At 71.0% G+C, this 19,782-nt stretch carries 23 protein-coding genes; 12 read left to right on the forward strand and 11 right to left on the reverse strand.

Going from position 1 to position 19,782, the window contains the following annotated elements; translation table 11 throughout:
• Positions 1-47: 47 nt before the first annotated feature.
• The 9 genes from ACFHWE_RS08725 (at position 48) to ACFHWE_RS08765 (ending at position 6,049) form a co-directional block, all read left to right on the forward strand.
• Positions 48-899: a sulfurtransferase gene (locus ACFHWE_RS08725; protein WP_416600156.1), complete on the forward strand. Its 852-nt coding sequence runs from the start codon at positions 48-50 to the stop codon at positions 897-899.
• A 143-nt stretch (positions 900-1,042) separates the two neighbouring features.
• Positions 1,043-1,648 (forward strand): DUF4178 domain-containing protein, encoded by a 606-nt coding sequence (locus tag ACFHWE_RS08730; RefSeq protein WP_416600157.1) that lies wholly within the window; start codon positions 1,043-1,045, stop codon positions 1,646-1,648.
• A gap of 5 nt (positions 1,649-1,653) precedes the next feature.
• Positions 1,654-2,160: a DUF2617 family protein gene (locus ACFHWE_RS08735; RefSeq protein ID WP_416600158.1), complete on the forward strand. Its 507-nt coding sequence runs from the start codon at positions 1,654-1,656 to the stop codon at positions 2,158-2,160.
• Between the two features lie 19 nt (positions 2,161-2,179).
• On the forward strand, positions 2,180-2,548 hold the full coding sequence (locus ACFHWE_RS08740; protein WP_416600159.1) for a hypothetical protein: 369 nt from the start codon (positions 2,180-2,182) through the stop codon (positions 2,546-2,548).
• A 36-nt stretch (positions 2,549-2,584) separates the two neighbouring features.
• Entirely contained in the window at positions 2,585-2,737 is a 153-nt protein-coding gene (locus tag ACFHWE_RS08745; RefSeq protein WP_416600160.1) for a hypothetical protein, read from the forward strand.
• 69 nt (positions 2,738-2,806) lie between these two features.
• The gene (locus tag ACFHWE_RS08750) at positions 2,807-3,235 is read left to right on the forward strand and encodes a DUF350 domain-containing protein (RefSeq protein WP_416600162.1); all 429 of its coding nucleotides are present in this window, start codon (positions 2,807-2,809) and stop codon (positions 3,233-3,235) included.
• 213 nt (positions 3,236-3,448) lie between these two features.
• Positions 3,449-3,877 (forward strand): hypothetical protein, encoded by a 429-nt coding sequence (locus ACFHWE_RS08755; RefSeq protein ID WP_416600163.1) that lies wholly within the window; start codon positions 3,449-3,451, stop codon positions 3,875-3,877.
• A 75-nt stretch (positions 3,878-3,952) separates the two neighbouring features.
• Positions 3,953-4,381, forward strand: a complete 429-nt coding sequence (locus ACFHWE_RS08760; RefSeq protein WP_416600162.1) for a DUF350 domain-containing protein — start codon at positions 3,953-3,955, stop codon at positions 4,379-4,381.
• Positions 4,382-4,447: 66 nt separating this feature from the next.
• Positions 4,448-6,049 carry a polyamine aminopropyltransferase gene (locus ACFHWE_RS08765; RefSeq protein ID WP_416600164.1) on the forward strand — a complete coding sequence of 534 codons (1,602 nt, stop codon included), beginning with the start codon at positions 4,448-4,450 and terminating at the stop codon, positions 6,047-6,049.
• 231 nt (positions 6,050-6,280) lie between these two features.
• On the opposite strand, the gene ACFHWE_RS08770 is transcribed toward ACFHWE_RS08765, so the two are convergent.
• On the reverse strand, positions 6,281-6,739 hold the full coding sequence (locus ACFHWE_RS08770; protein ID WP_416600165.1) for a flavodoxin family protein: 459 nt from the start codon (positions 6,737-6,739) through the stop codon (positions 6,281-6,283).
• A 174-nt stretch (positions 6,740-6,913) separates the two neighbouring features.
• Here ACFHWE_RS08770 and ACFHWE_RS08775 point away from each other — a divergent pair, with 174 nt between their 5' ends.
• On the forward strand, positions 6,914-7,789 hold the full coding sequence (locus ACFHWE_RS08775; RefSeq protein ID WP_416600166.1) for a hypothetical protein: 876 nt from the start codon (positions 6,914-6,916) through the stop codon (positions 7,787-7,789).
• Between the two features lie 71 nt (positions 7,790-7,860).
• On the opposite strand, the gene ACFHWE_RS08780 is transcribed toward ACFHWE_RS08775, so the two are convergent.
• From ACFHWE_RS08780 to ACFHWE_RS08800, 5 genes are all read right to left on the reverse strand, one after another.
• The gene (locus tag ACFHWE_RS08780; RefSeq protein WP_416600167.1) at positions 7,861-8,871 is read right to left on the reverse strand and encodes a hypothetical protein; all 1,011 of its coding nucleotides are present in this window, start codon (positions 8,869-8,871) and stop codon (positions 7,861-7,863) included.
• Positions 8,872-9,299: 428 nt separating this feature from the next.
• Positions 9,300-10,310 (reverse strand): UDP-glucose 4-epimerase GalE, encoded by a 1,011-nt coding sequence (gene galE / locus ACFHWE_RS08785; protein WP_416600169.1) that lies wholly within the window; start codon positions 10,308-10,310, stop codon positions 9,300-9,302.
• Between the two features lie 110 nt (positions 10,311-10,420).
• Complete coding sequence (locus ACFHWE_RS08790; protein ID WP_416600172.1) at positions 10,421-10,717, reverse strand: hypothetical protein; 297 nt, start codon at positions 10,715-10,717, stop codon at positions 10,421-10,423.
• A gap of 145 nt (positions 10,718-10,862) precedes the next feature.
• Positions 10,863-11,627: a crotonase/enoyl-CoA hydratase family protein gene (locus ACFHWE_RS08795; protein WP_416600174.1), complete on the reverse strand. Its 765-nt coding sequence runs from the start codon at positions 11,625-11,627 to the stop codon at positions 10,863-10,865.
• Between the two features lie 9 nt (positions 11,628-11,636).
• A complete protein-coding gene (locus ACFHWE_RS08800; RefSeq protein WP_416600177.1) occupies positions 11,637-12,410 on the reverse strand; it encodes an SDR family NAD(P)-dependent oxidoreductase in 774 nt (257 codons plus the stop codon).
• Positions 12,411-12,618: 208 nt separating this feature from the next.
• Here ACFHWE_RS08800 and ACFHWE_RS08805 point away from each other — a divergent pair, with 208 nt between their 5' ends.
• Complete coding sequence (locus ACFHWE_RS08805; RefSeq protein ID WP_416600258.1) at positions 12,619-13,215, forward strand: Uma2 family endonuclease; 597 nt, start codon at positions 12,619-12,621, stop codon at positions 13,213-13,215.
• Positions 13,216-13,330: 115 nt separating this feature from the next.
• On the opposite strand, the gene ACFHWE_RS08810 is transcribed toward ACFHWE_RS08805, so the two are convergent.
• The 4 genes from ACFHWE_RS08810 to rplM form a co-directional block, all read right to left on the reverse strand.
• Positions 13,331-14,305: an ROK family glucokinase gene (locus ACFHWE_RS08810; RefSeq protein WP_416600179.1), complete on the reverse strand. Its 975-nt coding sequence runs from the start codon at positions 14,303-14,305 to the stop codon at positions 13,331-13,333.
• Between the two features lie 21 nt (positions 14,306-14,326).
• Positions 14,327-15,661, reverse strand: a complete 1,335-nt coding sequence (glmM, locus tag ACFHWE_RS08815) for a phosphoglucosamine mutase (protein WP_416600181.1) — start codon at positions 15,659-15,661, stop codon at positions 14,327-14,329.
• Between the two features lie 172 nt (positions 15,662-15,833).
• Positions 15,834-16,346, reverse strand: a complete 513-nt coding sequence (gene rpsI / locus ACFHWE_RS08820) for a 30S ribosomal protein S9 (protein ID WP_028646486.1) — start codon at positions 16,344-16,346, stop codon at positions 15,834-15,836.
• Between the two features lie 37 nt (positions 16,347-16,383).
• The gene (gene rplM, locus ACFHWE_RS08825) at positions 16,384-16,833 is read right to left on the reverse strand and encodes a 50S ribosomal protein L13 (RefSeq protein WP_028646487.1); all 450 of its coding nucleotides are present in this window, start codon (positions 16,831-16,833) and stop codon (positions 16,384-16,386) included.
• A 679-nt stretch (positions 16,834-17,512) separates the two neighbouring features.
• On the opposite strand from rplM, the gene ACFHWE_RS08830 reads away from it, so the two are divergent.
• Complete coding sequence (locus ACFHWE_RS08830; RefSeq protein WP_416600184.1) at positions 17,513-18,859, forward strand: hypothetical protein; 1,347 nt, start codon at positions 17,513-17,515, stop codon at positions 18,857-18,859.
• A gap of 46 nt (positions 18,860-18,905) precedes the next feature.
• Here the strand turns inward: ACFHWE_RS08830 and truA are convergent, their stop codons facing one another.
• On the reverse strand, positions 18,906-19,751 hold the full coding sequence (gene truA / locus ACFHWE_RS08835; protein ID WP_416600186.1) for a tRNA pseudouridine(38-40) synthase TruA: 846 nt from the start codon (positions 19,749-19,751) through the stop codon (positions 18,906-18,908).
• Between the last annotated feature and the right edge of the window lie 31 nt (positions 19,752-19,782).

Consider the following 19,782-nt stretch of genomic DNA (forward strand, 5'->3'; position numbering starts at 1 on the left):
TCGCGGACTTTCCGGTGCCGACCGGGCCACTCCTCTAGTCTGGCGGCATGTCAGACCATCGTGACCTTCCCGTGGCCGTTTCCGCCGACTGGCTCCGCGACAACCGCGACGGCGTGGTCGTCGTCGACTCCCGCTGGTACCTCGACGGCCGTTCGGGCCGTGACGCCTACCGCGCCGGGCACGTGCCCGGCGCCGTGTTCGCCGATGTGGACACCGACCTCGCCGCCCCGGCCAGCGCTCAGGACGGCCGCCACCCGCTGCCCTCCCCGACCGACTTCGCCGCTGCCCTGAAGCGCCTGGGCATCGGCGACGACTCCACCGTGGTCGTCTACGACGACGCGAACGGTTCCGTCGCGGCCCGGATGGTGTGGATGCTGCGTGCCCTGGGCACCCCGGCGGCGTTCCTCGACGGCGGTCTGGCGGAGTGGACCGGGGAGCTGGAGACCGGTGACACGACCCCCGAACCGGGGCGCCGCACCGCCCGGCCCTGGCCGCAGGAACGGATCGTGCACACCGACGCGGTCGCCTCTCTGACCGGCGACCCCGCACACCTGCTCCTGGACGCGCGCGCCCACTGCCGCTACACGGGTGAGGCGCCCGCGCCGGTCGACGCCCGACCCGGACACGTCCCGGGGGCCCGCAGTGCCGAGTGGCAGGGCAACCTCGACGAACGGGGTCTGCTGGCGGCTCCGGAGGTTCTGCGCGCACGCTTCTCGGCGCTGGGAGCCGACACGGCCGCCACCGTCACCGCCTACTGCGGGTCCGGGGTGACCGCCTGCCACGACCTCCTGGCGCTGGAGCACGCCGGATACGCCGGGGCCCGTCTCTACCCCGGTTCGTGGAGTCGTTGGGGAGGTGACCCCTCTCTCCCCGTAGAGACCGGTGACCGGGCACAATAGGATGTGCTCCCGCCCGATTCCTCCACATAACGCCCCCTGAAACAGGGGGCGCGACTGTCCGAAACCGGCCACCGAGGGAACCGGTGGGAGCCCCCTCACGTCTGACATGATCGGCACCCGCCCTACCCGCGAATCGAGGAACCTTGACTGTCGTTGTCCTGGCGGTGGCGATCGCCCTCGTCGCCGTCATCATCGCCGTCGTCGCCGTCGTCGTCGCTCTCAGGAAGAACCAGACGAAGACCGCCCCCCACACCCCGACCACCCCCAAGGACCCCTTCGCCCCCGAGGGCGACACCACCGGCGACCCCCGGACCCTCAAGGCCGGCGACATGCTGGACTGGGGCGTGGAGCGCACCTGGATCCGCGGCTCCCTGCGCCTGTCCCAGGGCGGTTTCACCTGGACGGAGCACTTCTTCGAGACGGACGAGGGCAAGGCCTGGCTGTCCGTCGAGGAGGACCCCACCCTGGAGCTGGCCGTGTGGGACGCGCGCCCCGACGTGGAGCTCACACCGCACGCCAAGACCCTGGAGTTCGAAGGCGTCACCTACCAGCTCGACGAGAAGGGCAGCGGCTCCTACCGCTCCGAGGGGACGACCGGCCTGAAGGCCGCCGGCGGTATGGACTACGCCGACTACGAGTCCTCCGACGGCCGACTGCTCTCCTTCGAGCGCTTCGACCACGGCCCCTGGGAGGTCAGCGTCGGTAGGAAGGTCCTCCCCGGCAGCTTCACGATCTACCCCGGGAGCTGAGCGCCGTGCTCGCGAGCATCAGCGTTCCCTTCGTCGACACCAGTGCGGCCGACCTGGTGTGGACGCTGGACCACCCCCTGATCGACCCCCTCGCCACCCGCAGTGTCGGCGCGCACGGTCCGCGAACGGAACTGCGGGTGCTCGGAGCCTCCCATCAGGTGGTCGTCGAGTCCCCCGCGGGCACACTGGTCGAGACCGTCGCCTGCCTGCCCGGTGTCGACGGGCGCCTCCCTGCGGTGACCGAGCGCTCGGTCGCCGCCGGCGGGTACCGTTTCCGTTCCAGCGTGGAGACCCTCTCCCCCGGTGAACTGCACCGCCGGGTGGGCCGGCTCCACGACGAGGTCACCGACGCCCCCGGCGGCCTCCTGGTCTCCTTCCCAGGAGACCGCCTCGCGGTGACCGCGCTGCACCTGACCCGCGGCGACGGCGGGCCGCTCACGTGGCGCACCTGGCACGCCTACCCCCAGAGCGGCGAGCTGGTGAGCACCGCGTCGACCGTGACCATCCCCTGACGTGAGGAGAACCCCCGCCATGAACCACCTCGGCAGCACCTCTACGAGAAAACGGCCCCTGACCGTCGCGGGCTTGGCGATGATCGCCATGGTGATGATGGTGTCCCTGCTCAGCGCCTGTTCCAACAACGGGCGTATCAGTTACTGCCCCGCGCAAGAGACCGTCCCCGACTCGCGTTACAGCGAGAGGAACTGCAAGAACGGGACCAGTCTCTACTGCCCCGACGACGACCACGTCACCGATCCCCGGTACGACGACGACGAGTGCGAGAACGACGGCGGGTATCGCGAAGGCGAAAGCTCCAACAGCGGAGGCGGCTTCTTCTTCTTCGGAGGCGGCGGTTCAGGAAGCAGCTACCGGGGAGGCGGTTCGGGCTCCGGCAAGTGACCCCTCTACCGAACCGCTGACCGACAAGGACCCCCCATGGCGGACGACGAATACGAGGACGTCGAGAACAAGGTCGCGCTCAACATCTTCCTGTCCCTCGCGGCCATCGTGGCGCCCTTGATCCTGGCCGCCTCCTGCGACAGTGACGGAGGCGGCTACCGGGGCGGCGGCGCGAGCTTCGGCAAGTAGCCTTCCGGCCACCGCTTCCACCGCCCCGACCAGCGCACATCCATCCCCCGACCCCGTGGAACTGGACCCATGAACGACCTTCTGTACAACTCCCTCGGAGCACTCGCCTACGGCGGCGTGGGCATCGTCATCCTCATCGTCGGCTACCTCGTCGTCGACCTGCTCACCCCCGGCAAACTCCACAAACTCATCTGGGAGGACCGCAACACCAACGCCGTCCTCCTCGTCTCCGCCAACACCCTCGGCGCCGCCATCGTCGTCTTCTCCGCCATCATGAGCAGCGAATCCGAACTCGGCCTCGTCCCCGGCCTGGTCTCCACCGGCGTCTACGGCCTCATCGGCCTCGCCGTCATGGCCCTGGCCTTCCTGCTCATCGACCTCGTCACCCCCGTCAAGATCACCGAGATGATCAGCAGCCCCGAACCCCACCCCGCCTCCTGGGTCAGCGCCACCTCCCACATCGCCATCGCCGTCGTCATCGCCGCCGCACTCACCTGACCCGCGGCCGACACACCCACCGGACAGGCACCACCGGGCTACCGAACGATCCGGCACAACCGGGCCGGCGCATGCCGGGGCGGGGGCTCCGCGGAGCCCCCGCCCCGGCATGGACCCGGTGACCCGCCGTGCCCGGTACAGCCATCACGGGTCGCCCGCGACAAGCCCGCTCCTCTGCGGCGACCGTGCCCCTTTCCCTGAGGAGAACCCCCCGTGAAGTACGCGTCCGAAGGCGGTGCCCACGCCGGAAACGGACAGCAGAGAGCCCGGATCACGGTGATCGCGGCACCGGCCGTCACCTTCCTGCTCATCGCCCTGCTCAGCGCCTGCGGCAACGGCGTACCGGCGAACGGCGCCGACACGGTCCGAACCGTCAGTACCGGCATCGGCTACTGCCCCGACCAGTCGGACGTGGCGGACTGGCGCTATGACGAGGCCGCCTGCGAGAACGGCACCAGCGACTACTGCCCCGACGACGACCACGTCACCGATCCCCGGTACGACGACGACCAGTGCGAGGACGACGTCGATACCGGCACCAGGACGACCACGATCAGGGCCGGAAGCGGCAGCACCGGAAGTACGAGCGGTACGAGCACCGGAGGCGGATTCCGCGGTGGCGGTCCTGGCTCGGGCAAGTAACCTGCGAAGGGGCGTATCCGCCACATACGCCCCGACCAGCGCACATCCATCCCCCGACCCCGTGGAACTGGACCCATGAACGACCTTCTGTACAACTCCCTCGGAGCACTCGCCTACGGCGGCGTGGGCATCGTCATCCTCATCGTCGGCTACCTCGTCGTCGACCTGCTCACCCCCGGCAAACTCCACAAACTCATCTGGGAGGACCGCAACACCAACGCCGTCCTCCTCGTCTCCGCCAACACCCTCGGCGCCGCCATCGTCGTCTTCTCCGCCATCATGAGCAGCGAATCCGAACTCGGCCTCGTCCCCGGCCTGGTCTCCACCGGCGTCTACGGCCTCATCGGCCTCGCCGTCATGGCCCTGGCCTTCCTGCTCATCGACCTCGTCACCCCCGTCAAGATCACCGAGATGATCAGCAGCCCCGAACCCCACCCCGCCTCCTGGGTCAGCGCCACCTCCCACATCGCCATCGCCGTCGTCATCGCCGCCGCACTCACCTGACCCGCGGCCGACACACCCACCGGCCCCCGCCCCCGGCCCGGCCCACCCCACAGACAGGCACCGCCCGTGACCGACACCGCCGAGACAGAGACCACCGAACGCACCGGCCCGCCGGGCACGAGGACCGGTTTCCGCCTGCCCGTACCGCCGCGGCTGGCACGTTTGCTCATCCTCACCGCGGTCTTCATCTGCGCCGCCTGCGGTCTGGTCTACGAACTGGCTCTGGTCGCCATCGGCAGCTACCTGCTCGGCGACACCATCACCCAGGCCGCCGTGGTCCTGTCGGTGATGGTGTTCGCCATGGGCATCGGCTCGCTGATGTCCAAGCGGTACCAGTCCAGCCCGGTGGTGGCCTTCGCCGTCATCGAGGGGCTGCTCTCGCTGGTGGGCGGCCTGTCGGTCCTCCTGCTCTACGGCGCCTTCGCCTGGCTGCACGCCTACCAGCCGGCCATGGTCGTGCTGGCCTTCGTCATCGGCATGCTCATCGGCATGGAGATCCCCCTGCTGATGACGCTCATCCAGCGCATCCGCAAACAGGAGGCCTCCGAGGCCGTCGCCGACCTGTTCGCCGCCGACTACGTGGGCGGACTCATCGGCGGTCTGGCCTTCCCGTTCCTGCTGCTGCCCCTGCTCGGCCTGCCCAAGGGCGCACTGATGGTCGGCGCGCTCAACGCCGTGGTCGGCGTGGCGGTGGTGCTCTGGCTCTTCCGGTCGCAGCTCACCCGGCGCGCCCACATCGCCCTGGCCACCGGGCTCGTCCTCATCGTCGCCGTGCTCGCCCTGGCCTTCGCCTACGCCGAACGCTTCGAGGTCGACGCCCGCCAGGCCCTCTACCGTGCCCCGATCGTGCACTCCGAGCGTTCCGACTACCAGGAGATCGTCATCACGCAGTCGCTGGACGGGGAGGACACGCGCATGTTCCTCAACGGCAGCCTGCAGTTCTCGACCCTGGACGAGTACCGGTACCACGAGTCACTGATCCACCCGGTGATGAACGGGCCGCACCAGGACGTACTCGTCCTGGGCGGCGGCGACGGTCTGGCACTGCGGGAGCTCCTCGGCTACGACGACGTCTCCTCGGTGACCCTGGTCGACCTCGACCCCGCCGTCGTCGAACTGTCCTCCACCGATCCGGTGATCAGGGCCGCCAACGAGGACTCCTTCGAGGACCCGCGGGTGGAGGTCGTCCACACCGACGCCTTCAACTGGCTCCAGGAGAACGCACGGACGTTCGACGCGGTGGTCGCCGACCTGCCGGACGGCTCCGACGTCGGACCGGCCAAGCTGTACTCGGTGGAGTTCTACTCCCTGATCAAGCACGCCCTGGCCGAGGACGGCCGTCTCGTGGTCCAGGCGGGGTCACCGTTCTTCGCGCCCGAGGCGTTCTGGAGTGTGAGCCACTCCCTGGAGGAGGCGGGGCTGGCCGCCACCCCCTACAACGTGGACGTCCCCTCCTTCGGGAACTGGGGGTTCTACCTGGCCTCCCACGACACCGCCCCGACACCGGCCATCCCGGAGGACGCGCCGCCGCTGCGCTTCCTGGACGCCGAACTCCTGGAGGCCGCCCTGGTGTTCCCGATGGACCGGCGCGACCCCGGGGTACGGTCGTCCACCCTCATGAACCCCCGCATCATCGACTACCACCTGGAAGGCTGGCGCGGGTACTGAGCCCTCCGGCACGGTCCCGAAGAGGGGGCACCGCGCGGCCCTCGGGTATCTCGGGCCGGTGGGCAGGCCACGCGGTGGATCGGAAAGCACCGGACACGGCCATCCTGTCCGGTTCGGGCACCGGCGCGGTGATGCGCCGTCCCGTTTCGGGCAATGCTGACTCCGACTTTTCCCGGGCTTTCCGCTCGGACGGGGTCAGAGGTGCACCAAACCGCTGTGTCCCCGTCTCCCTCACGCCTCACCGAGGGCGGCCAGGGCCATCACCGCACCGAGCTCCCAGCACGCCTCCCGGGCCGCCCCGTCGGGCCGTCCGGTCACCAGGACCGGGGGCCGGTGCCGCCGCCACCCCATCCCCTTGGTGATGGACTCCACAGCCCGCACCGCCCCCGAGGTGTCGTTGTCCCCGTGGACGAAGAGCGCGTAGGGCAGACCGCCCGTCCCGTCCTGCGCGGGATAGTACACATTGTCGAAGAAGTGCTTCAACGCCCCCGACATATACCCGATGTTGACCGGCGTCCCCAGCAGTACGGCATCGGCTTCCAGCAGGTCAGCGGCGGTCGCGGACAGAGCCGGCGTCGACCTGGCCGCCACCCCTTCGATATCGTCTGTGCGTGCGCCGTCGAGGACCGCCTCCAGCATCTCCTGGGTCGCGGGCGAGACGGTGTGGTGAACGATGAGCAGTCGAGCCATACCCCAACCCTAGGCACGCCACCGGAACCGCCACGGCTCTCCCGGCGTCCGAACCAGTAAGAACCCCAGCCGCGGATCGCGGGCGGCTCCGGACGACCACCGGGCCCCCGGGTGCGCCCGCACCCCGGATCGGGGGCACTCCGCCCCGCTCACGGAAGAAAGCCAAGGACCGCCATGAGCCAGCCTCCTTCGAACGGCCCCTACGAGGGCCAGCCCGCTGACATGCCCCCGCAGGGGCCCTACACCGGCGGCCAGCCTCCCGTGAACCCCCCGACCGGCGGCCAGCCCCCCATGGCTCCCCCTCCCGGAGACCCGCACGTCAACCCCTACGGCCAGCCGGGCATGCCCCCGCAGGGGGCCTACACCGGCGGCCAACCACCCATGGGTCCCCCGCCGGGCGACCCGTACGGCTACGGCCCACCGCCCGGCGACCCGTACGGCTACCCCTACGGCCAGCCGGGCATGCCCCCGCAGCGCAAGAAGACCTCCCCCTGGCTGTTCGTCGGCCTGGGCTGTGCCGGACTGTTCGTCCTCGGCGTCGTGGCCGTGGTCCTCATCGCCCTGGTCTTCAACGGCTCCGAGCCGACCGAACCCTCCACGCCCCAGGTGTCCAGCGGGTCGGAGGAGCCCGCGCAGCCCGAGGACCCGCCCGTGGACAACCCGGACATGCACCAGATCGGTGAGGAGTTCACCCACGAGGGGATGACCTACGTCATCACCGGTGTGGAGGTCGTGGACGAGTACCGCGGCTCGACCCCGTCCGGCGAGTACCTGGTCGTGTCCATGGACGTGGCCTCGGCCACCTCCGGCTCCGAGTGGTTCTGGATGGACGAACAGCGCGTCTACACCGCGGACGGCACCTGGTACGAGGAGGACTACGACCTCACCAACGAGGCCAACGGCGGCGTCAGCGTGATCGTGGACTCCGGCGACGGCTTCACCAGCGTGGCCATCCCCTTCGACGTCCCCGACGCCGACGCGATCACGCACATGGGCGTGAGCTCGGAGACCTACGGCGGCAACGAGACCGACGTCGCCCTGTCCTGGTAGGAGCGCGCCGTCCCGTGGGGGCGGGGGCCGGAAGGCTCCGGTCCCCGCCCCCACGGTCCGCCGGAGCCCTGTCACACCCCGCCCGCGTGCTCGCCTTCGTTGACCACCGAGGCGGTCAGCGCCGTGTCCTCACGCAGGCGGCGCGACGCCTTCCGCGTCCATCCGTCCTCGGGCACCGGCTCCGCGACGACGGACGCCCCGTGCACCAGGCCGCGCAGCGCCACCAGCGCCGCGGAGGGCAGCGCGCGGACCTCGTGTCCCGGCCCCAGCCCCCGCAGCGCCAGTTCCACGGGCAGTCCCGGGTCCACCAGGCGGACCCGCCCGTCCTCGGCCAGCCTGGCGAGGACCCGCGGGTCCTCGCGGTGGTGCGGACAGTAGGCGACGGGCCCCCGGCCGGTCTGCTCCTCCACCCAGGACAGGTAGGCGGGCAGGCGCAGGAGGCCGTCCTCGACCAGTGCGGTGCCGAGCACGATTCGCTCCTCGTCCGGAAGCTCGCGCTTCGGCAGCGAGCTCAGCAAGGGGAAGTCGTGCCGCACCACCCTGATGCCGACCGTCTCGGCCGCCGAGAGCAGCTCCCCCGGCAGGGGAAGCATGGTGAACACCGTCAGTCGCCCCTCGGCCGCCGCCGTGCGCAGCACACGCGCGGCGGAGCGGCCCAGGACGGTCCTCGGCAGGGTCCTGTGGTCCCGGGCCCGGACCAGCGCCTGCGGCGAGGGGCCGCTCAGCAGACGCAGCAGGTACCGGACGGAGAGCCCCTCATCGACGAACACGAGGCGGCAGCGCGGTGCCTTGCGCAGTGATCGCTGGACCCGGACGGAGAAGGGGTCGCCGAGCACCCAGGTGTAGTCGTCCGAACGGGGGCGCGCCGGACGCCGGACGAGCGCGGCGGGCTGGACCGCGGGATGGAGCCGACGCAGCTCCGCGTGCAGGGCGCTCAGCCCCGGAGCGTCCTGCCGGAGCATGACGATGCCGTGCGTGGACAGATCGCCGCTCGCGTAGGCCTCGACGGCGGACAGGAACTGCAGGGGGGACTCCACCCAGGCCGACCCGCGTGCTTCGAAGGCCCAAGGGACGTCGTCCATGGGAAAGAGGGAGTTCATGTGAGACTTTCACACCGAAGCCGACATGTGGCCTTTGACGATACAGACCACAAGTAACAGACCACACACGAAGCCGCGTCCCGGCCCGACCCGGTTGACGGCCCGCGCCAGTAGGTCCTCATCGGGGTGGGCGCTCCCCCAGCTCCCAGCCCGTCGGCGCAGTCGTCCGGGCGGTCATGAACACCACCGGCCACTGGAATGGCACACATCGCCACAAATAGCCACACATGACTACAAGATGACATGAACCACGCTCAGCAGGCTCGGAATCGCATGGCTTCCACGCCGACCTCACGACAAGGACTTGCGCAAGCAAGTGATTCACATCGCCTCGGGCGAACCCCGCTCGGGAGTCTCCGGTACGCAGGCCGAGGAGCCCACTTCTCGCCAGGGGACCAAGGCCGCCCGGGTCAGCGGTACCCGTCGGGGTTGGCCGACTGCCAGCGCCAGGCGTCGGCGCAGGCCTGGTCCACGGTGTGCTCGGCCCGCCAGCCGAGTTCGCGGACCGCCAGCCCCGGGTCGGCGAAGCAGGTGGCGATGTCGCCGGGGCGGCGGGGGCCCACCGCGAACGGGACGGCGCGCCCGCTGGCCCTCTCGAAGGCGCGGATCGCCTCCAGGACGGAGGTGCCCCTCCCAGTGCCCAGGTTGTACACCTTCAGGCCCTCCCGGCCCTCCAGGCGGTCCAGCGCCGCCAGGTGCCCCCTGGCCAGGTCGACCACGTGCAGGTAGTCGCGCACCCCGGTGCCGTCGGGGGTGTCGTAGTCGTCGCCGAAGACCGTGAGTTCGGGGAGCCTTCCCGCGGCGACCTTGGAGATGTAGGGGAAGAGGTTGTTGGGGATGTCGTTGGGGTCCTCGCCGATCAGGCCGCTGGGGTGGGCCCCCACCGGATTGAAGTACCGCAGCAGGGTGATCCGCCAGTCGGGGGAGGAGACCGCCAGGTCCCTGAGGATCTGCTCACCGAACAGCTTGGTCGCGCCGTAGGGGTTCACCGCGCTGAGCGGGCTGGGCTCGGTGATGGGGACGGTCTCGGGGTCGCCGTAGACGGTGGCTGAGGAGCTGAACACCAGGCGGCGGACCCCTGTCCGGTCCATGGCCTCCACCAGGGTGAGGAGCGCGTCCAGGTTGTTGCGGTAGTACCGCAGGGGCTGAGCCACGGATTCACCGACCGCCTTGAGCCCGGCGAAGTGTACGACGGCGTCCACGGCGTACTCGGCGAAGACGCGCTCGACCACCGCCGGGTCGGTGCAGTCGCCCTCCACGAACGGCACCGGTCGGCCGGTGATCTTCTCGACCCGCCGCACGGCCTCCGCACTGCTGTTCACCAGGTTGTCGAGCACCACGGCCTCATGGCCGTGCTCCAGCACCTCGACCGCAGTGTGCGAGCCGATGTATCCGGCGCCGCCTGTCAACAGAATACGCACGGTTCCCGCCCCTTCCTCGCAAGCACCTGTCCTCCGAGGTTACGCGCCTGTCGGCACCCCGTACGGACGACGCTCCCACCGGGACCTACCTGTCAGGCCGCCTCGGACCGCTACGGAAGGAGTGCCCTGATGTCGCTGTCGACCCGCTCGAACCGGCGGGTGTGCCGCCAGAGCTTGTAGACGAGCAGCGCCTCGAACGCGAGCATGAGGACGGCCGAACCCGCGATGAAGGCGAGCATCGCGACCACGGAGAACATCCCGGCCAGCGGGGCGACGATGAACACACCCATCTGGAACTCGATACCGCTGAACAGGTGTGGGCGGACCCGGTGGGCGCGCAGGAAACCCAGGAGCCGCCAGTAGGCAGAGGTCCCTCCGGAGGCCGGGGTCCGGGAACAGGGCCGCACCGGCCGGGAGCCAGTACCACTTACCGAGGAGGAAGCATGCCTCGTTCTTTCTTCCTGTCCTCGGCCCCCACTGTGAGGACACCTTGGGCGAACGAAGGCGGCGGCCGCACCGATGGTGCGGCCGCCGCAGGAGCCGGGTTCGGGGTTACTCGCCCTTCCACACGGGGGCGCGCTTCTCGGCGAAGGCCGCCGCCCCCTCCATCGCGTCGTGGCTGGCGAACACCGGTCCGGTCAGCTCACCCTGTTTCTGCCACATCTGCACGGTGGACCAATCGTCGGAGGCCTTGACGACCTCCTTGGAGACCTTCAGGGCCAGCGGCCCGTTCGGGGTGACGCGGGCGGCTAGGTCCCGGGCCCCGGCAAGCGCGCCCCCGCTGGGGGTCACCTGGTTGACCAGGCCGAGCTGCGACAGGCGCGGCGCGTCGACGAAGTCGCCGGTCAGGGCCAACTCCATCGCGATGTTGCGCGGGATGCGGTGGTGCAGGCGCAGCAGGCCGCCGCCCGCCGCGACCAGGCCGCGCTTGACCTCGGGGATGCCGAACCTGGCGTCCTCGGCCGCGACGACCAGGTCGCACGCGAGCACCACCTCGAACCCGCCCGCCAGGGCGTAGCCCTCGACGGCGGCGATGAGTGGCTTCCTAGGGCCGCGCTCGGTGAGGCCCGCGAACCCGCGGCCCTCGACGGAGGGGAACTCGCCCTTCACGAACGCCTTCAGGTCCATACCGGAGCAGAAGGTCCCCCCTGCGCCGGTGATGATCCCGACGCTCAGCTCCTCGCGGGCGTCGAGGTCGTCGAGCGCCTCGGCGACCTGGGCGGCCACGGCCGCGTTGACCGCGTTCTTGGCCTTGGGGCGGTTGATGGTGATGACGGCGATGCCGTCCTCAGCCGTGTAGAGAACCTCGTCGGACATGATCTCCCCCTACTTCGGCGGCATGCGCAGAGCGCCGTCGATCCGGACGACCTCACCGTTGACGTAACTGATCTCCAGCAGGGCGCGGGCCAGCCTCCCGAACTCCCCGGCGGTGCCGAGGCGCTTGGGGAACGGGATCGGCGCGGCCAAGCGCTGCTTGAACTCCTCGGCGCCCTCGCCCTCCCCGTAGATGGGGGTCTCCAGGATGCCGGGGGCGATGGTGTTGACGGTGACGCCGACCGCGGCCAGGTCGCGCGCGGCGGGCAGCGTCATACCGATCACGCCGCCCTTGGAGGAGGAGTAGGCGATCTGGCCGATCTGCCCCTCGATCCCGGCCAGCGAGGCGGTGTTGACGATGGCACCGCGCTCGCCGTCCTCGTTGACGGGCTCGGTCTTGGCGATCTCGGCCGCCGACAGGCGCAGCACGTTGAACGTGCCGATCAGGTTGACCTGGATGACCTTCTGGTAGCTGTCCAGGTCGTGCGGGTTGCCAGACCGGTCCACGGTGCGGGTCGCCCAGCCGATCCCGGCGCAGGAGACGGCCGCGCGGAAGGGCTTGCCGGTGTCGACGGCCGCTCGGACCGCGGCCTGGACCTGGCCCTCCTGTGAGACGTCCGTGGCGACGAAGACACCGCCGATCTCCTTGGCGATGGCCTCGCCGCGCTCGGCGTTGAGGTCGGCGATGACGACGGTGGCGCCGGCCGCCGCGAGTTCCTTGGCGGTGGCCTCACCGAGGCCACTCGCACCGCCCGAGACGAGGGCGGAGATTCCGTTGAGATCCATGGGCCGCACTCTACAGACGATGCGACCCACACACTAGAACCGGGTTCGGTTCAACGGGCCGCGTCGCGGCGCCCCGCCCCACGGGCCGCAGGGGCCACCCGAGAGCCCGCACGGACATCGCGTTCGTGTCGTCACCCCGGGCTACCTTCCTGCCATGAGAAGACCCGCGCTACTAGAGTGGCCCCAGGAATCGACTCTGGAGGATTCGATGCCCGCCCAGCCGCTCCCCGCATGGTTCACCCCACCGCCCGGCGGCTGGACCGCCGATGACATGGACAAGCTCCCTCCGGGCACGCCCCGGATGGAACTCATCGACGGAGCGTTCGTTTTGCTGTCTCCCCAGACCGGATTCCACACCAAGCTCATGTTCCGTCTGGAGGCCGCTCTGGACGATGCGGTCCCTCCGGGCGTCGACGTGATGCACGAGATGACGATCAAACTGGGCAAGCATCAGCGGCCGGAGCCGGACCTTCTCGTGTACCGCTTCGAGGAAGGGGACGATGAGCACCTGAACTGGTACGCGATGACCCATGTGCCGACAGAGGACGTACTCATCGTCGTGGAGATCGTCTCCGAGGAGTCCAGGGACCGGGACCGCACGACCAAGCCGCTCAAGTACGCTCAGGCGGGGATTCCGCACTTCTGGCGGGTCGAACTGGAGGACACGGGTCCCGCGATCCACGTCTACGAACTCGACGGGACACGGGACCCCCGGTACGTTCCGACCACGATCGCCCGGGAACGGCTCAAGCTCGACGTGCCCTTCCCCATCGACATCGACGTGAGGGAATTGGTCAAGCGCTAGCGGTACCCGGCTCCAGGGACGGGAACACGGCAGGCCCGGGTGCGCGGAAGGCTTCCAGCCGGAAGCCTTCCGCCAGGTCGTCACCGGCCTCGCCGCCGCGGGCCGACGCGTACGGTCACAGCGCCTCTCCGGCCAGGCGGGCCGCGCCGATGAGCCCCGCCTCGTTGCCCAGCGCCGCCGCGACCACACGGGCCGCGGGCCGGAAGCCCCGGCCGGGCAGGGTGCGCTCGAAGGCGGTCCGCGCCGGCCCGAGCAGCGGCTCCCCGGCCTCCGACACCCCTCCGCCGACGATGAACAGCTCCGGATCGAACGCCGCCGCCAGGTTGGCCAGGCCCGCGCCCAGCCAGGCGCCCACGTCCTCCAGCAGCTCCACGCAGGCCCGGTCACCCTTGCTCGCCAGTTCGCTGACGAGGGGCCCGGTGATCAGCCGTGCGTCGCCGCCGACGGCCTGGTGCAACCCGCGCGCCACCGGGGACTCGGAGCGGACCAGTTCACGGGCCTCACGTGTCACGGCGTTCCCGCTGGCGTACTGCTCCCAACACCCCCGGTTCCCGCACTCACAGCGGTGCCCGCCCGGAACCACGGTCATATGGCCGAACTCGCCCGCGATCCCGTGGCGGCCCCGCCACAGCTTCCCGTCGAGGACCACGGACCCGCCGATCCCCGTTCCCAGGTTCACCACCACGACATGGTCCACGCCCTGCCCGGCCCCGGCCCACACCTCGGCCCAGGCGGCGGCGTTGGCGTCGTTCTCCACCACCACGGGTAGCCCCAGGCGCGCGCCCAGGGCCTCCCGCAGCGGCTCCCGGCGCCAGGACAGGTGCGGCGCGAACAGCACGCTGGCGCGCTGCTCGTCCACGAACCCCGCGGCACCCACGCCCACGGCCCGTACCGCAAACCCACGTCGAAGCTCCTGGACGGCCCCGACGATGGTGTCCTCGACCACGTCGGGGCTCTTGCTCCGCTCGGGGGTCTCGGTCCGGACCCTGGCGAGCACCCGCCCCTCCGGTGTGACCACCCCGGCGGCGACCTTGGTCCCACCGATGTCGACACCGATCGTCAGGGCGCCTTCGCCTGGTGCGTCCGCCATGTCCTCCTCCGGCCCCGCACCCTAGAGGGCGGAGCGGACCACGTCCGCGAGCCGCTCGGCGACCGCGGTGGCCTGACCCGCTTCCTTCGCCTCGACCATCACGCGCACCTTGGGCTCCGTACCGCTGGGCCGGAGCAACACCCGGCCGGTTCCGCCCAGTTCGGCCTCGGCCTCGCGCACTGCGGCGGCCAGCTCCGCCGACGTGGCCACCCGGGTCTTGTCGACCCCGGAGACGTTGATGAGCACCTGCGGCAGGCGCGTCATGACCTTGGCCAGCTCCGCCAGCCCCTGCCCTCGGTGGGCCATCGCGGCCAGCAGGTGCAGCGCGGTCAGGACGCCGTCACCGGTGGTGGCGTGGTCCAGCAGGATCACGTGCCCGGACTGCTCACCGCCCAGGTTGAAACCGCCGCGCTTCATCTCCTCCAGCACGTACCGGTCGCCCACCGCGGTCTCCACCACGGAGACGCCCTCGCGCTCCATCGCCAGTTTCAGGCCCAGGTTCGACATGACCGTCACCACGAGGGTGTCCGCGGCGAGCCGCCCCGCCTCCTTGGCCTCCACCGCGAGGACGGACAGGATCTGGTCCCCGTCCACGACCCGGCCCTGCGCGTCCACCGCCAGGCACCGGTCGGCGTCGCCGTCGTTGGCGATGCCCGCGTCCGCGCCGTGCTCCACCACGGCCCGCTGGAGGGCTTCCAGGTGGGTGGACCCGTGGCCCGCGTTGATGTTGTAGCCGTCCGGTGTGTCACCGATCGCCACGACCTCGGCGCCCGCACGGCGCAGCGCCTCGGGGGCCACGGCGGAGGACGCGCCGTGCGCGCAGTCCACGACGACCTTCAGCCCGTCGAGGGGGTGCGGCACGGAGGCCAGCACATGGTCGATGTAGCGCTCGGCACCGTCGGAGGAGTCGGTGACCCGGCCCACATCGTCGCCCACGCACGGGGGGGAGGGGACGCCGAGCATGCCCTCGATCTCGTCCTCCAGGGCGTCCGCCAGTTTCCGGCCGCCCCGGGCGAAGAACTTGATGCCGTTGTCCGGCGCGGGGTTGTGGCTGGCGGAGAGCATGACACCGAAGTCGGCGTCCAGGTCCGCGGTGAGGAAGGCCGCGGCCGGCGTCGGCAGGACACCGACCCGGACCACGTCGACCCCCTTGCTCGCCAGGCCGGCGACCACGGCCGCCTCCAGGAACTCGCCCGACGCCCGCGGGTCGCGGCCGACGACGGCGCGGGGGCGTCGCCCCTGCTCGCGGTCGGCCAGCACGCGGGCGGCCGCGACGGACAACTCCAGGGCGAGGGCGGCGGTCAGGTCGCGACCGGCGACCCCGCGCACACCATCTGTTCCGAACAGCCGTGCCACAGGCCACAGCCCCTTTCGAGAACGGCGTCCTCGGACGCCGGCGGAGAAGAGTTTCGACGCCACTGCGGGCGCCACGGGTAGCGGGCGATAACGAGAAAACCCGCGTGCCGCCCCGACGCGGGGACGACACACGGGTGAGCGCTCAGCCGAACGGACGCCGGCACATGGGGTTCTAGCGCTTGGAGAACTGGGGAGCCTTGCGGGCCTTCTTGAGACCGGCCTTCTTCCGCTCCACCTCACGGGAGTCGCGGGTGAGGAAGCCGGCCTTCTTCAGGGTCGGCCGGTTGTTCTCGGGGTCCAGCGACGCGAGCGCGCGGGCGATACCGTGGCGCAGCGCACCGGCCTGGCCGCTGGGGCCGCCGCCGTCCAGGCGGGCGGAGACGTCGTAGGCGCCGTCGAACCCGAGGGAGACGAACGGCTCCCGGATGGTCTGCTGGTGGACCTTGTCCGGGAAGTAGGCCTCCAGGGACTTGCCGTTGACCTTCCACTCGCCCGCTCCGGGGGCGATGCGGACACGGGCCACGGCCTTCTTGCGGCGACCGGTTCCGGCGCTGGGTCCGGACGCGGTGGGGACGTAGGCGGCGTCGGCCGCCTCGTCGGACTCGCTGGTGTACTCGGAGGGGAACTCCTCCGGGTTCTCCGCGTACTCCTGCTCGACGTCTTCGATGCCGGTGGGCTCGACCACGGTTCTCCTCGTGCTTCCTGTCAGTTCTCGCGAACGCCTAGGCCGGCTGCTCGATCTTGGTGATCTCGAACGGCACCGGCTGCTGGGCCTGGTGCGGGTGCTGCGGCCCGGCGTACACCTTGAGCTTCTTGGCCATCTGGCGGCCGAGCGACCCCTTGGGCAGCATCCCCTTGACGGCCTTCTCCACGGCGCGCTCGGGGTTCTTCTCCAGCAGTTCGGCGTAGGCGATGGAACGCAGACCGCCCGGGTAGCCGGAGTGCCGGTAGGCGCGCTTCTGGGCCAGCTTGTTACCGGTGAGGGCGACCTTCTCGGCGTTCACGACGATCACGAAGTCGCCGGTGTCGACGTGGGGCGCGTAGTACGGCTTGTGCTTGCCCCGGAGGAGCGTGGCAACCTGGCTCGCCATACGCCCGAGCACGAGATCGGTAGCGTCGATAACGTGCCACTGACGCTGAATATCGCTTGGTTTGGGGCTGTATGTGCGCACGATCGTTTGCCTTCGCTCTTCAGTCGGCTGCCCCATCCCCGTCCGGGATGGTGGACTCGTATTACGAAACGCCACCGCGGGTACGGAGGCGTTACTTGGCCGGATGTCCCATGCCAATGAGGACGACCCGGAGGGTGAGTGCGCAGACGATGGTGCGTGGATCGGCACCCGACTTGTCGAGTCTGGGGACCACGGCAACTCAACGCACAACGACGGTATATCCTACCCGGTCACCATGCGCAGGTCAAAGCCGACGGCGGGTGTCCGGGCACGACCACGCCTGGCGGGAAAGCGCCGGCACGGGGTCACATCCGTGACCTCTCCGCCTTTTATTATGCCTGTCGTCGGGAGTGCTTCGTCCTTCTTCCGCCCGGGGTTTGGTTACGCTTGTACCGAACACCCGCTCTCCGCCCGGTATGACGGGCGCGAACGCGCAGTACGGAGACGCCCGTCACGGTAGCCCGGCCGGACCGGACCCCGCACGGTCGTCCAGTCCCCCTCTGAGCCATCGGAGACACCCATCAGTACGCATCCCCACCAGCCGCAGCACGGCCCCGACGGGTATCCCACCGGCCCGGAGCACGGGGACGGACAGGACCTGCTCGGCTCGGGCCTCCCCCATCCGGACGGCCGGCCTCCCGTACCCGGCGAACACCCCCAGCACGGCAGGACCGGACCGGTGCCCCAGGTGCCCCCCGGCGCCCCGATCCCCCCACCGCCCTACGGGCAGATCCCCAGCGGCCCTCAGAGCCCGTACTCCCATCCCCAGAACGGGCCGCAACCCACCGCCGACCCGTACCAGGATCCCTACCAGCGGCCCTACCCCACCGCGCCGAACGACGGCCGGTATCCGCTCGGTCCCGGCCAGGACCAGGGCTTCGGCGCTCCCCCCGCGACGGGCGAGCAGCCCGCAGCTGGGTACTACCCCCACCAGAGCGGACCTCACCTGCCCCCCAGCGGCCCGCAGCAGCGCTTCCAGGGGCCGACCGGCCACCAGTCCCCGGTGCGTCCGCACGAGAACCCCTTCCCGCAGGGACCGCCGAGCGGGCCCCAGCCACCGATGCCCCCGGGCCCCGGCGCGCCCGGCGACGGGCACCCCGGCGCACTTCCCCGCGCGGGCGCGTTCGGACCGCCCTCTTACACCCCTCACACGTCCCCTCAGCCCCCGGGCGGTCCCGGGCCCGACCCTGTGTTCCCCTCGGAGGCGCAGGGGCCCACACAGTACATCCCGGCCCTCCCCCCGACCCCCGGGGCGGCAGCGGACCGGCCCCTGTACCGGGACGAGGTCCCCGCCGACGCGGGATCGTCGACCACCCAGTTCGACGTCGAGGACTACGACTCCCACGACGACTACCCCGACCGGCGTCCCTCCGGCACCTCCGGGGGCCCCGACAGGACACGGCTGCTCCTCATCGCGGGGTTCGTGGTACTGCTGGTCATCGCGGGCGGCGGCGCGTTCTTCTTCGCCCGCGGCGGGTTCTCCGGCGGAGGGGACGGCTCCGAGGGCTCCCCCGTCGCCCCGCTCGCCGCCGAGTCGTTCTTCCCCGAGACCGTGGACCTGGGCGACGCGGGAACGTTCACCCGCGTGGTGGTCGACGAGACCGCGGAGTGCGCCGAGGGAACGCACAACGGATACGGTCAGGTCCTCACCGACAGCGGGTGCGAGCAGTTGATCCGGGCCTCCTATGTCAGCGAGGACGAGGCCCGCGCGGTGACCATCGGCGTCGCCACGCTCGACAGCGAGGCGGACGCCGTGGCGGCCCAGGAGGGGCAGGACCTCGTCGCCGCCGAGTGGTTCGCCGGCCTGGCCGGCGAGGAGGGCACGCCCGCGCAGCGGCTCGGATCCTCCGGCGGCCACGGCAGCAGCGGCCAGTGGGGCAGCTACGTGCTCTTCGCCCTCGCCGCCAACAGCGACGGGTCGGCGGAGGCCGCCTCCGCCGAGGCCGAGGCGGCCACCGCCCTGCGGTCGGTCAGCGAGGGCTTCCTCAACGAGACCTTCGCCCGGCTCACCGCGGAAACCGAGTGACCGCGGCTGGTGGCGGGGCACCCGGGCGGGTGCTCCGCCACCGCCTTCAGCCGGTGCGGCCCCGGCAGGGCAGCTCCCGCACCCGCCGTGTGGCCGTCGCCCGACCGGCCAGCTCCGCGTCGGCCGGGTAGCGGACCTCCTCCAGGCTCAGTCCCTGCGGCCCCACCACGTGCACCGAGGAGTCGCGCACACCCGCGCCGAGCACCTCACCGGGCCAGGAGACGTCTCGGCTGCCGTCCCCCACCGCCAGGAGCGCGCCCACGAGCGCACGCACCATGTTGTGGCAGAAGGCGTCCGCCTGGACCGTCCCTTCCAGGAGGGCCCCGTCCACGCGCTCCCACTCCAGCCTCAGGAGCTCGCGGATCGTGGTGGCCCCCTCCCGCCTCTTGCAGAACGCCGCGAAGTCGTGCTCGCCCGTCAGCAGTGCCGCGGCCGCGTTCATCCGCGCCTCGTCCAGCGGCCTGCGGTGCCAGAGCACGTACCGGCGCAGCAGCGGGTCGACCCCGTAGGGCGCATCGCTCACCCGGTACACGTAGCGCCGGTACAGCGGCGAGAAGCGCGCGTCGAACCCGGGCGGCGCCGGACGCACCGCGCGCACCCGCACGTCCTTGGGCAGCACACCCGCCAGGCGGCGCAGCAGCCGCTCCCCCTCGGCCTCCCACACCGGCCGCGGGACGTCGGCTTGGGCCACCTGGCCCCGGGCGTGCACCCCGGCGTCCGTGCGCCCGGCACAGGTCAGGGAGGCCTCGGGTAGGCGCAGTACGCGGGCCAGGGCCGCCTCCAACTCCCCCTGCACCGTCCGGCGTCCGGGCTGGGCCGCCCACCCGGAGAAGTCCGTTCCGTCGTAGGAGAGGTCCAGCCGCAGCCGGACCACCGTGTCGTCGTTGTCCATCGCATCCGCTTCCCGGGAAAGGCCGAGTGCC

The organism is Nocardiopsis sp. LOL_012, assembly GCF_048060475.1.
In the GTDB taxonomy this organism is placed as follows: Bacteria; Actinomycetota; Actinomycetes; order Streptosporangiales; family Streptosporangiaceae; genus Nocardiopsis.

Excerpts from the sequence above, each read along its gene's own strand:
- ACFHWE_RS08725 (WP_416600156.1), top strand. The coding sequence starts at position 48 with ATGTCAGACCATCGTGACCTTCCCGTGGCCGTTTCCGCCGACTGGCTC.
- ACFHWE_RS08740 (WP_416600159.1), top strand. The coding sequence starts at position 2,180 with ATGAACCACCTCGGCAGCACCTCTACGAGAAAACGGCCCCTGACCGTC.
- ACFHWE_RS08745 (WP_416600160.1), top strand. The coding sequence starts at position 2,585 with ATGGCGGACGACGAATACGAGGACGTCGAGAACAAGGTCGCGCTCAAC.
- ACFHWE_RS08750 (WP_416600162.1), top strand. The coding sequence starts at position 2,807 with ATGAACGACCTTCTGTACAACTCCCTCGGAGCACTCGCCTACGGCGGC.
- ACFHWE_RS08760 (WP_416600162.1), top strand. The coding sequence starts at position 3,953 with ATGAACGACCTTCTGTACAACTCCCTCGGAGCACTCGCCTACGGCGGC.
- ACFHWE_RS08770 (WP_416600165.1), bottom strand. The coding sequence starts at position 6,739 with ATGGCTCGACTGCTCATCGTTCACCACACCGTCTCGCCCGCGACCCAG.
- ACFHWE_RS08775 (WP_416600166.1), top strand. The coding sequence starts at position 6,914 with ATGAGCCAGCCTCCTTCGAACGGCCCCTACGAGGGCCAGCCCGCTGAC.
- ACFHWE_RS08780 (WP_416600167.1), bottom strand. The coding sequence starts at position 8,871 with ATGGACGACGTCCCTTGGGCCTTCGAAGCACGCGGGTCGGCCTGGGTG.
- ACFHWE_RS08795 (WP_416600174.1), bottom strand. The coding sequence starts at position 11,627 with ATGTCCGACGAGGTTCTCTACACGGCTGAGGACGGCATCGCCGTCATC.
- ACFHWE_RS08800 (WP_416600177.1), bottom strand. The coding sequence starts at position 12,410 with ATGGATCTCAACGGAATCTCCGCCCTCGTCTCGGGCGGTGCGAGTGGC.
- ACFHWE_RS08805 (WP_416600258.1), top strand. The coding sequence starts at position 12,619 with ATGCCCGCCCAGCCGCTCCCCGCATGGTTCACCCCACCGCCCGGCGGC.
- ACFHWE_RS08810 (WP_416600179.1), bottom strand. The coding sequence starts at position 14,305 with ATGGCGGACGCACCAGGCGAAGGCGCCCTGACGATCGGTGTCGACATC.
- truA (WP_416600186.1), bottom strand. The coding sequence starts at position 19,751 with ATGGACAACGACGACACGGTGGTCCGGCTGCGGCTGGACCTCTCCTAC.